Source organism: uncultured Candidatus Kuenenia sp., from assembly GCF_900696675.1.
Classification (GTDB): domain Bacteria; phylum Planctomycetota; class Brocadiia; order Brocadiales; family Brocadiaceae; genus Kuenenia; species Kuenenia stuttgartiensis_A.
On the sequence record NZ_CAADGZ010000026.1, the window covers coordinates 25,644 to 37,463 of the forward strand.

8 protein-coding genes and 1 pseudogene are annotated in these 11,820 nt (G+C 41.8%); all 9 read left to right on the plus strand.

The genetic code is table 11. The features are described 5' to 3' along the window. Nucleotides 1-38: 38 nt before the first annotated feature. The 9 genes and pseudogenes from tkt (at nt 39) to cysC (ending at nt 11,725) form a co-directional block, all read left to right on the plus strand. The gene (tkt, locus tag QZT26_RS06190; RefSeq protein ID WP_099326838.1) at nt 39-2,045 is read left to right on the plus strand and encodes a transketolase; all 2,007 of its coding nucleotides are present in this window, start codon (nt 39-41) and stop codon (nt 2,043-2,045) included. Between the two features lie 48 nt (nt 2,046-2,093). Then, entirely contained in the window at nt 2,094-2,534 is a 441-nt protein-coding gene (locus QZT26_RS06195) for a DNA starvation/stationary phase protection protein (RefSeq protein WP_099326837.1), read from the plus strand. Nucleotides 2,535-2,760: 226 nt separating this feature from the next. Next, nucleotides 2,761-3,903, plus strand: coding sequence for a transaldolase (tal, locus tag QZT26_RS06200; RefSeq protein ID WP_099326835.1), 1,143 nt, complete (start codon nt 2,761-2,763; stop codon nt 3,901-3,903). A 51-nt stretch (nt 3,904-3,954) separates the two neighbouring features. After that, complete coding sequence (gene gndA, locus QZT26_RS06205; RefSeq protein WP_099326834.1) at nt 3,955-5,373, plus strand: NADP-dependent phosphogluconate dehydrogenase; 1,419 nt, start codon at nt 3,955-3,957, stop codon at nt 5,371-5,373. Further along, nucleotides 5,297-6,904 (plus strand): glucose-6-phosphate dehydrogenase, encoded by a 1,608-nt coding sequence (gene zwf, locus QZT26_RS06210; RefSeq protein WP_295101235.1) that lies wholly within the window; start codon nt 5,297-5,299, stop codon nt 6,902-6,904. The genes gndA and zwf overlap by 77 nt, the downstream gene beginning before the upstream one ends. A 599-nt stretch (nt 6,905-7,503) precedes the next feature. Further along, entirely contained in the window at nt 7,504-7,896 is a 393-nt protein-coding gene (locus tag QZT26_RS06215) for a hypothetical protein (protein WP_099326830.1), read from the plus strand. Between the two features lie 415 nt (nt 7,897-8,311). Continuing rightward, nucleotides 8,312-8,991: pseudogene (locus QZT26_RS06220) on the plus strand (transposase); the annotation flags it as partial. Nucleotides 8,992-9,742: 751 nt separating this feature from the next. Then, complete coding sequence (locus tag QZT26_RS06225) at nt 9,743-11,131, plus strand: alkaline phosphatase family protein (protein WP_295101236.1); 1,389 nt, start codon at nt 9,743-9,745, stop codon at nt 11,129-11,131. Between the two features lie 39 nt (nt 11,132-11,170). Continuing rightward, nucleotides 11,171-11,725 carry an adenylyl-sulfate kinase gene (cysC, locus tag QZT26_RS06230; protein ID WP_295101237.1) on the plus strand — a complete coding sequence of 185 codons (555 nt, stop codon included), beginning with the start codon at nt 11,171-11,173 and terminating at the stop codon, nt 11,723-11,725. Nucleotides 11,726-11,820: the final 95 nt, after the last annotated feature.

The window sequence follows — 11,820 nt, forward strand, 5'->3', positions numbered from 1 at the left end:
TTTAAATTATCAACTTAAAACTTAAACAATTGAACAACATGAACCCTAAAACAGGAACACTTGAACAGCAGGGTATCAATACGGTTCGGATACTCGCTGCAGATGCCGTACAAAAAGCAAATTCAGGTCATCCCGGAACACCCATGGGGCTTGCATCCGTTGGCCATGTTCTGTGGGCGCAAATCATGAACTATAATCCCCAGAATCCAGCATGGGCAAACAGAGACCGCTTTATTTTATCCTGCGGCCATGCCTGCATGTTGCAGTATAGTTTTTTGTACTTAACGGGTTATCCCATCACGCTCGACGATATCAAAAAATTCCGGCAATTACACAGTAAAACAGCGGGGCATCCTGAATACGGATTGTTACCCGGTATTGAAGTAACGACCGGCCCGCTAGGGCAGGGATTTGCCAACGGCGTAGGGTTTGCCATTGCACAAAGATATATGGCAGCCCGCTACAATAAACCTGGTTTTGATATTTTTAATTATAAGGTTTATGCTATTTGCAGCGATGGCGATATTATGGAAGGTATTAGTTCTGAAGCTGCTTCTATAGCCGGACATCTTCAGTTAGGCAACATGATTTATTTGTACGACGATAACCATATAACTATTGAAGGCAATACCGATCTTGCATTTGATGAAGACGTGGCAAAACGCTTTGAAGCGTATGGCTGGCATGTTCAGGAGCTTCCGGATGGTAATGATTTAGGTGCTTTATCAACAGCAATAAAAAATGCGCAAAAGGAAACAGACCGTCCTTCACTGATAAAGGTGCGCACACACATTGGTTATGGCAGCCCCAACAAACAAGATACGGCCGCTGCACATGGCTCTGCCTTAGGCGAAGCAGAAGTGAAGCTCGTGAAGGAGAATTTTGGCTTTGACCCTGATAAACATTTTGTTGTGCCCGACGATGTATTAAATTATTATCGTGAAGCAGGTAAGAAAGGAATAGATAAAGAAAAGAACTGGAACGATCTTTATAAAAGGTACAAAGAAAAATATATCGAACTATCCAATGAATATGAGTTGTTGAGCAGCGGTAAATTACCGGAAGGATGGGAAGAGAGGGTGCCTGTTTTTAAAACTGAAGAAGAAATGGCGACACGCAAAGCCTCTGGCAAAGTGTTAAATGCAATAGCCGATTATTTGCCGAATTTAATAGGCGGCTCGGCGGACCTTGCTCCTTCTACCGACACCAACCTGGAGAAATACAAATCATTTTTAGCGACAAATTATGATGGTCGCAATTTTCACTTTGGCATCAGGGAACACGCCATGGGCGCTATCTTAAATGGATTAGTGCTTAGTAAATACCTCATTCCTTACGGGGCTACATTCCTGGTATTCTCCGATTACATGCGGCCACCCATCCGGCTGGCAGCGATTATGAAAATACGGCCCATATATGTTTTTACACACGACAGCATAGCGTTAGGAGAAGATGGCACCACCCACCAGCCCGTAGAACAACTCATCGGTTTGCGATCAGTTCCCAACCTAACAGTAATTCGCCCGGCAGACGCCAATGAAACCGTGCAAGCCTGGCGGATAGCAATTGAACATTCCGGTGGACCAGTTGCATTAATTTTAACTCGCCAGAAAATTCCGGTAATCGACCAGGAAAAATATACAAAGGCGATTGAATTGGAAAAGGGGGCTTACATTCTTTCGGAATCAAAAACACAGCCCGACATTATTTTAATTGGTACGGGTTCGGAAGTGCAGTTGCTGCTGGCAGCTCAGCAAAGATTAAAAGAAGAAAACATCGCCGCACGTGTGGTAAGCATGCCATCGTGGGAACTATTCGAAAAACAGGATAAAACTTATAAAGAAAAGATATTTCCCGCCTCATTGCGGAAACGACTGGCAGTAGAAGCCGGATCACCTTTGGGCTGGCTTAAATATGTAACTGACCAGGGCGACATCATCGGCATCGACAGATTTGGAGAATCTGCTCCTGGTGAAGAGGTGATGAAAGAATATGGCTTTACTGTGGAAAATGTAGTAAAAAGAGCGAAAGCTTTGATTGAATAATAACCTAAAAAACACTTTAAAAGATTGTTAACTTAAAACATATAAACCATGAAAAAAGCAAACATCGGAATTACCGATACAAACAGACAAGCAATTGCCGACCAGTTATCAAAAATACTGGCCGATGAATTCGTACTTTATTCCAATTTTCATGCAGTGCATGTGTATCTGGAGAAGCTCTACAATCAGCAACAGGAAATTGTAGATACCATAGCCGAAAGGATACGTGCCATTGGGCATTACGTACCCGCACAACTCAGTAAATATCTCGAACTCACCCATCTTTCTGGAAAAGCTATCGACAAGAACGACAGCAGAAGCCTTTTTGCAGAATTATTGGAAGACCACGAAAGCATCATCATTTTTTTAAGAGAAAATATAAATCCAATTGCAGATAAGCTAAAGGCAGAAGGCATCAGCGATTACATTACCGGCTTGATGGAATACCATTTAAAAACAGCCTGGATGCTCCGACCTCATTTAAGTTAGTGACGGATCGACCATGTATCTCCAGCTTCCCATAGTTGGGACAAGCATTCTCCGCCGGTTGGCGGAAGAAGAGAGCCCAGCCGCACCAGCCACACCAATAGCAGGTGCGCTGGCATTCTCTCCGTCGGCAGACGGTGGAGTTAGAGGCGGCCTCAGAAAGTGGCCATTAAAAACCAGAGCTTGTGTAAAGCAGCTAAATAGTTACTAAACAAGGATATTATCAAAGATGAAAACACTAATCGAATTATTGCAATACGGCCAGAGCTATTGGCTTGATAATTTAACGCGGGAGAAAATCACTTCCGGCGAATTGAAAAAAAGAGTAGATGATCAGGGGCTGAGGGGAGTAACCTCAAACCCAAGCATTTTCAACAAGTCGATTACAAGCGGTTCAGATTATGACGATCAGATTGCCAAATTGGTAAAAGAAGGCAAAGCCCCGGCGCAAATTTATGACGAACTTACCATAAAAGATGTTCAGGATGCCTGTGACATCCTGTTTCCGGTGTATGAAAAATCAGATGGCACCGATGGTTTTGTAAGCCTTGAAGTACCGCCTTATCTGGCACGTGATACGGAAGGCACCATAAAAGAATCCCGCAGATTGTATAATGCAGTTGGTAAGAAAAACTGCCTTATCAAAATCCCGGGAACAAAGGAAGGCGTTCCGGCTATCGAGCAGATGCTTTACGAAGGTGTCAACATCAACATAACACTTCTTTTTTCTATTGAAAGCTATGTTGAAGTTGCAAAAGCGTACATCAATGCCATTACACGAAGAGTTGCAGAAGGCAAGCCGATAGATCATATTATTTCCGTAGCAAGTGTTTTTATCAGCAGAATTGATGTACTCACCGACCAACTGCTCGGCCAGTACATTATCAAAAACGAAGAAAATAAAAACCCCAACCGAACCCATCCTTTATCGGGCAAGGCAGGAATTGCCACAGCACGATTATGCTATCAGCGGTTTAAAGAAATATTCAGCGGTGAGAACTGGAAAAAACTGGAAGAAAAAGGCGCTCATGTACAGCGGCCATTGTGGGCAAGCACCAGCAACAAAGACCCGCTCTACAATGATCTTCGCTACGTTGACCCGCTGATTGGTGAAAACACAATAAATACTTTGCCCGATAAAACGATTGAAACTTTTGCCAAACATGGAATCCTAAAAAAAGATGCCATTGAGGATGACCTCGATCAAGCCAGGGCTTTGTTTGGTGAACTAAAAAAGCTGGGTATTGATATCTCGTTTGTAACACAACAATTAGAAGACGAAGGCATCCAGAAATTTACGGAGGCTTATAATAAATTGATTAGCAACCTGGCAGATAAAAGATTGAAAATGCTTGGAGGCAAAACATCTTGATCAACCAAATGCTGAGGAAGGCAAAAAAATACAAGTCAATTGCTTGAAATTATGAAAGAGACAAAATTCGACTACGGAATGATTGGTCTCGGTACCATGGGGTGCAATCTGGTTTATAACATGAGCGATAATGGATACACCGTTATTGGTTTTGATAAGAATCGTTCCCAGGTGGAAACGCTCAAGAAAGAAGCTGGCACTGAAAAGATATCTGCCACATCAGACTTGAATGAATTTCTAAATACGCTAAAGACCCCTAAAGTAATCATAATGCTTGTGCCTGCCGGAAAAATTGTGGATGACGTTATTAGTGAATTAAAACCTTTTTTGTCAAAAAATGATTTACTGATGGACTTCGGTAATTCTCACTTTACGGATACCAACAGAAGGAGTGAGCAATTGGAAGAATCAGCCATTCATTTTATGGGTGTTGGCATTTCAGGAGGAGAACTGGGTGCCCGCCACGGGCCAAGCATTATGCCGGGCGGACCTAAGAAAGTATATGAGCGTGTGGCTGAGATGCTGAAAGCTGTTTCTGCCAAAGCGAATAATGAGCCTTGCGTAACATGGTTGGGGCCTGGCTCCGCAGGACACTATGTAAAAATGGTACACAACGGCATTGAATATGGGCTGATGCAACTCATTGCCGAAGCTTATCACCTGTTGAAGGAATGTGCGGCTATGAGCAATGATGAGCTACACACTGTTTTTTCAAAATGGAATGAGGGGGAATTGCAGTCTTATCTTATAGAAATTACCGCAGATATTTTTATGCAAAAAGATGAGCTTACCGACAGCCGGATTATTGACAGAATCCTCGACAGTGCGAAACAAAAAGGCACAGGCGCCTGGACTTCTGAAGATGCCATGAATTTACAGGTACCTATTCCGGTGATTGATATTGCCGTTTCCATGCGGGATTTGTCAGCTTATAAAAATGAACGAGAAGTTGCACATCAAAACATGGGAGGTTCTGAAGTGAAATTCACCGGAGATAAAAATGATCTGGTGAAATGGGTGGAGCAGGCGCTCTATTTTTCAATCATCACGGTTTATGTACAGGGAATGGCGCTGTTACAGGTAGCATCCAAAAAATATAAATACGATTTGAAATTAGAAGATATTGCTGCCATCTGGAGGGGTGGTTGTATCATCCGTGCGGCATTATTGGAAGACATCCGTTCTGCGTTTTCAAAACAGCCGGATCTTTCTAATCTTATACTGAGCGTTGCATTTTCAAAAAAATTAATGCAATCGCAAGAAGGTATTCGGAAAGTTATTCAGACAGGCGTCGGGTTCGGGATCCCGGTTCCTGCAATGATGGGGGCTTTGGCCTATTTCGACAGCTACAGGAGTGGGTGGCTTCCCGCAAATTTAATACAGGCGCAGCGCGATGATTTTGGCGCTCATACTTACGAGCGAAACGACAGAGAAGGAATTTTTCATACGCATTGGAACCAAAAGAAATAACATGGAAACCGAAACAAAAATAGGTCCCACAATTATTATAATACTTGGTGCTACAGGAGATTTAACCTGGCGTAAACTGATTCCCGCCATTTACAACCTCTGGTTAGACGGCTGGATTCCTGGAGAATTCGCGGTAATTGGGGTAAGTCGTCGTAAATACACCGACCCCGAATTTGGAAAACATTTGCATGAAGGCGTAGATAAATTTTCACGACAGGGAAAAGCAAAAAAAGATCACTGGGATGTTTTTACTAAATATCTGACCTACCTGCAAGGAGAGTTTGATGCTACATCTACCTATGCTGCCATCGGCAAACAGATAAAAGCTCTTGAAAAAAAGTGGAATGCCACAGCCAACAGTGTCTTTTATCTTGCTGTTCCGCCAAATCAATTCGAAGGAATTTCTATGAAAATAGGATCGTCGGAGCTTGCAGAAAATAAGGAGAAAAGCCGCATTGTCATAGAAAAGCCTTTCGGGCACAACCTGGAAAGTGCTATCAACCTTAATACCTTGTTGCATACCCATTTTGATGAATCACAGATTTATCGTATTGATCACTACCTGGGTAAAGAAACCGTACAAAATATTTTGGCATTCCGTTTTGCCAATGCATTATTTGAGCCGATCTGGAATCGGAATTATATAGATCACATACAGATAACTGTGTCAGAAGAATTGGGCGTCGAACACCGCGGGAATTATTATGAGACTGCAGGTGCACTTCGCGATATGATTCAAAATCACCTGCTCCAGCTGATGTGCCTTATTGCCATGGAAGCACCCATTTCTTTTGATGCCAACGAGATCCGTAATAAAAAAGTAGATGTACTGAACGCAGTGAGAAAAATGAAACCGGAAGAAGTACATAAAAATGCAATAAGAGGTCAATACGGTAGTGGATGGGTAAAAGGCAAAAAGGTTAAGAGTTATCGGCAGGAGCCTGATGTTTCCCCATCATCCAATGTAGAAACTTTTGCGGCAGTGAAACTTTATGTCGATAACTGGCGCTGGCAAGGAGTGCCTTTTTATGTTCGTACCGGGAAACGGTTGAATGAAACGATTTCCGTGATCACTATTCAATTTAAACCGGTACCACATCATTCCTTCCCGGTTGAAGCTATTGAAAATTGGCAATCCAACAAACTTATCCTTAATATCCAGCCTCATATGGGAATACAGTTAAGCTTTCAGGCAAAACAACCCGGACTTAAAATGCTTCTTAACCCTGTTCACATGTTGTTTAATTACCACGACACCTACACGGGCGGAACACCAGAAGCCTATGAAACATTGCTAATTGATGTCTTCCGGGGAGATGCAACACTTTTTATGCGTGCAGACCAGGTAGAAGCGGCATGGACAATACTAATGCCAGTGTTAGATGCATGGAAAGCAAACACTTCTCCTAATTTCCCAACCTATGATGCCGGGTCACACGGGCCACAGGATGCAGACGCATTGATAGCGGTAGACGGCCACAATTGGATCACAATACCTTTTGAAAAAAATGAAATTGCATCAACAAAATAATATAAGCGTTTTTCAGACTTCAGCGGCATTGGCACAGGCAGCCGCTGATTTAATGATTAAAATTTCGAAACAGGCCATCGAAAGTCGTGGAAAGTTTGTTTTGTCCTTATCGGGAGGCACTACCCCCTGAATGTCTGTATTCTCTTTTAGCAAAACCACCTTACCGGGATCAAATCCTCTGGAACAAAACCTTTGTTTTTTGGGGTGATGAGCGTTTTGTACCCTTTAATAATAAACTAAACAATGTCAATATGGCAAAAGCTTTATTGCTGGAGCACATTATATCCCATCAATAAATATTAACCCAATTCCTGTTGATTTAGAGCCGGACGAGGCTGCAAAAAAATATGAAGACGTCATTACAAAGGAAAAGAGACTCCTCGCTTTGATCTCATTTTTCTTGGCCTTGGCGAAAATGGCCATACGGCGTCATTGTTTCCCGGAAGTGATGTTGTTTTTGAAAACACACGGCTGGTAAGCGAGGTGTATGTAGCGGAACAACGGATGTATCGCATTACTATAACGCCACCTTTAATTAATAAAGCACATATAATTGATAAAGCACATAATATTGTTTTTCTTGTAAAAGGAATACCGCTATGACTACACTCCGGACAACGCTCGCCGAGATGGTGAACCGGACGGTTGAGCGCCTCTCCGGAGAAAAGAAGATATTCAGGGATACGCTGATAGGGAATATCAGGGAGTTTATTGATAACTTCGGTACGATGAATATCAACGACGATGCCGCGCTTGCCGCGGCGGTAGAGAAATGCAACAGGGCATTGAACGGCGTCTCTGTGGAAGCCATACGCAGCGACGATCAGTTCCGGCACAGCATAGCAAATAGTATGAAGACGGTGCAGGGGCAACTGGCGGGTATGATGATAGGTGCGCCGATAAGGAGATTAAGGAAGGTGGGGTCGTCCATAATTGATAATTACAGAAACAAAAAAATGACACCGGCGTTTAGCGAATGTCCTTTTTTTTAGCTATTACCAATTAACAATTTCGTTTGTTAATAAAGCAATTAGTTTTGGGGTAGTAAAGGAAGGAGAGGCATTAGTAGTAGACATAAAGCCGAGGGTAAATGCCAAGCCTGAATGTTTAGTGTGCGGGAAGAGAGTACCTGGGTATGATACACAGCCGTCCCGGTTATACGAGTATCCGTCAATATGGGGGGTTTCGAGTATTTTTCCGATATTCTCATCCCGACGCGCTACCTGTCCTGTTGACGGCATCCATGTAGAACTAGTATAGCGTTTCGGTAAAACATCGACATATTGTTTTCCATTATGAACAAAGACTGAACAGTCTTAAATCTTGTATTTACAAGGGATTGAATTTTCGATGCCCTCATAGTAATGATGCTATTTTATTTGTATATTTTAATGAAACGTCATACTAGTTCCCTGGTCAGAGGGTAAGGATCAGATGACCACCACCTATAAGGTATTCCTGTCCCGATGGGCGAAACGCCTGAGCTGAAAAGAGACAGCCGAGATATTCAAGTCCAGTTGGGACAGCGTATATCGAGCCGTGCAGTTTGTGGTTGCCTACGGCCTCTTGCCAGCAGGGACTTGGAGAATGTAACAGAAATAGAAATTGACGAGATACAAGTCTGGAGTGGTCGCAAGTATTTAACCCTTGTATATCAGCTTGATTCATATGCCAAAAGGCTTTTATGGAGTGGTCATGAGCGGAAGGCCAAGACCCTGCTGAAATTTCTCAATGAGTTGGGTAAAGAACGCTGTCTGAGAATCAAATTAGTTTGCAGCGACATGTGGGCGCCGTACCTGAAGATGATAGCGAAGAAAGCACCCCAGGCGCTTAATATTCTTGACTGTTTTCACATCATGAAGAAATTCAACGATGCCATAGACCAGATACGGAAGGAAGAGGTCAAAAAGCTCAAGGAGGAAGGCGCTGATAATGTTCTGGAAAAGAGCTGTTGGTTACTGTTGAAAAGTCCCGAGAACTTGACGGAAAAGCAAACGGTACGGTTGAGCCGGATAGTTAAGATCAACCTGAGTTCCGTAAAGTCATATTTAATGCGTGAAGATTTTCAGCGTTTTTGGGAATATAAGTATCTGGTATGTGCAGATAACCCAACTTAGACAGGCAGAAATAGTATCTCTTTTAATATCAATGCAATACGACTTTAGCCCTTTATTTTTCGGCAATACATCTTTGAGTTTTCATGTTTTATATCTCAAAGATTCAATATTTTGTGTTAAATTACTGTATAGTTTTTGTATAGTTCCCAAGAAATAACAAGGGATAACACCGTTTAGGATGTTATCCCTTTTCGTTTTCCCCACTGTAGTCAAAACGTAGTCAAAACGTAGTCAACTCCATCGGAATGGACAGGAATCTACAGGAATCAACAGGAAATTAATTTGCGATGCAACTTGTTTTGTGGTAAATTATTACAGTCATAAAAGACACACTTTTAGTCACTTATAAAAAATGGCAAAAAACTCAAAAATATCATTCATATCGCGGGCTTTTTATACACACAAAGGCGTATCAGGAAGCTTATGTTTACTTGCTATAATGCCTTGAGGGCGCTAAGCCTGCATAGCCAGAACAAAACAAGCACGAGATAAAAAATCTTACGAAGCACGAAGCACGGAACAAATTCCAAAATACAAAATCCCAATGAAAACCCCCGGGTTTTGAACATTAATACTCTTGCTCCCAAGCTGGATCTTGTGAACAAGTGTTTATTGTCCCTTCTACAGTCAGCAGTCTGCAACTGACTAATGACCAATATATTTTTTGTTAAGAAGTGATTAATTTTTTAAACGGTTAGAAGATTAACAATGCAATAATGCCATGGTTATTAATAAAAAAAAGGTGTTTGTTTTAGGTTTGGACTCAATACCACCGGAATTGCTTTTTGACCGGTGGCTGAATCAATTGCCCAATATTAAAAGATTGGTCTCTGAGGGGCTCTATGGGGGATTGGAAAGCACCATTCCCGCTATTACATGTCCGGCGTGGCCGTCAATGATGACAAGCGCCAACCCCGGAAGGCTTGGTTTGTACGGTTTCCGAAATCGTTCAAACTACAATTATGACGGATTATGTTTCGCAAGTTCAAAAACAATTAAAATTGATACTGTCTGGGATATTTTATCCCGGATAGGGAAGAAAGTTGTTTTGATAGGCATTCCCATGACCTATCCTCCAAAACCCGTAAACGGCTGTATGGTTACTTGTTTTATGACTCCGGACACAAAGAGTCAGTACACATACCCTGCCGGATTAAAGGCTGAGGTGGAGGGTATAACAAACGGATATATACTTGATGTTGATGAATTCAGGAGTGAAAAGAAAGAGTATATATTGAAAAAAATATATGATATGACCGAAAAGAGATTTAAGCTGACAAAAAAATATATCCATTCCAGGGAATGGGACTTTTTTATGATGGTTGAAATGGGGCCTGATAGGATACATCACGCATTTTGGAAATATTTTGATGAAACACATCCGAAACATCCGTCGGGTTCTGAGTATAAAGACGCTATTTTAAATTATTATAAATACCTGGATAAGGAAATCGGGGAAACACTTGCGCTTTTAGATGAAAATACAATGGTGCTTATAGTATCTGACCATGGCTCAAAAAAGATGGTTGGCGGTATTTGTATTAATGAATGGCTTATACAAAATTGTTATATGAAACTGGTTGAGTATCCGAAAACAACAACTCCCTTCAATAAACTTATGGTTGACTGGAAGAATACCTCGGTGTGGGGAGAGGGGGGCTATTACGGCAGAGTATTTCTAAACGTACAAGGCCGCGAACCACATGGTGTAATCCCCAAACACAATTATGAAAATTTCAGAAATGAATTAATACGAAAACTTGAAGATTTGCGGGACGAAAACGGAAACAATATAAATACAAAAGTATTTAAACCTGAGGAGATTTATTCTGAATGTGCAGGTGTTCCGCCTGATTTAATTGTCTATTATGGCAACCTTGATTGGCGGTCAATTGGCAGTGTTGGTAGCGGTTCCATTTGGGCAGATGAGAATGATACCGGCCCGGATGATGCGAACCACTCTCAACAGGGTATTTTTATTTTGAAAAAAAATGGGCATTTGGGTGGCATCAGAAAAAATGGCACTACCCTCTATGATGTTTCTCCGACGATTTTACAATATTTGGACGTTAAAATACCTGAAAATATGGAAGGACGGGTTATCGCATAATCAATGCCACAGCATCGGATTATTCAGAGGAGTATTCGGGTGAATAAAGGCTTTACCGTATGGCTTACCGGTTTGCCTGGGGCTGGCAAGGCAACAATAGCTCATTTGCTGAAAAATAGGTTAAGTGAAAATTATCAAATAAATGTTGAAGTACTTACAAGTGAATTAATCAGAGCAAACCTGTGCTCTAACCTTAAACATGCCAGGCACGACCGGAAAATCAATATCCACTGCGCTATTTTTATCTGCAAATTATTGTCACGGAATGGAATCGCGGTGATCTCTTCATTAGCATCCCCCCATCGGACATCAAGGGAAAAGGCTCGCAGGGAAACAGGCAATTTCATTGAAGTTTATGTCAAATGTCCCCTTGAATTATGTGTAGCAAGAGACGTGGAAGGTATCTATCAAAGAGCCTTAAATGGCAATATACTGCATTTCATGGGAGAATCTGATCCCTATGAAGAACCATTAAATCCCGATCTTGTCGTGGAAACAGACAAAGAAACCGCTGAAGAATCAACCGGTAAAATATTGAAAAAACTCTTGGAATTACAGTATATAGTGTCTGAACGAAAACGCTGTAAGCCTTGAAATACGTGGTAAAGGAGGTTGAAAGTATCTGCATGAAGGGTTGAAAGTATAGTGAGTAGATGTTAAACTTAGGGCGTAGAATAAGGGAAGCGAGG

Bases quoted from the DNA above. Each gene is read 5' to 3' on its own strand.
- tkt (WP_099326838.1), top strand. From the start codon at position 39: ATGAACCCTAAAACAGGAACACTTGAACAGCAGGGTATCAATACGGTT.
- QZT26_RS06195 (WP_099326837.1), top strand. From the start codon at position 2,094: ATGAAAAAAGCAAACATCGGAATTACCGATACAAACAGACAAGCAATT.
- tal (WP_099326835.1), top strand. From the start codon at position 2,761: ATGAAAACACTAATCGAATTATTGCAATACGGCCAGAGCTATTGGCTT.
- gndA (WP_099326834.1), top strand. From the start codon at position 3,955: ATGAAAGAGACAAAATTCGACTACGGAATGATTGGTCTCGGTACCATG.
- zwf (WP_295101235.1), top strand. From the start codon at position 5,297: ATGATTTTGGCGCTCATACTTACGAGCGAAACGACAGAGAAGGAATTT.
- QZT26_RS06215 (WP_099326830.1), top strand. From the start codon at position 7,504: ATGACTACACTCCGGACAACGCTCGCCGAGATGGTGAACCGGACGGTT.
- QZT26_RS06225 (WP_295101236.1), top strand. From the start codon at position 9,743: ATGGTTATTAATAAAAAAAAGGTGTTTGTTTTAGGTTTGGACTCAATA.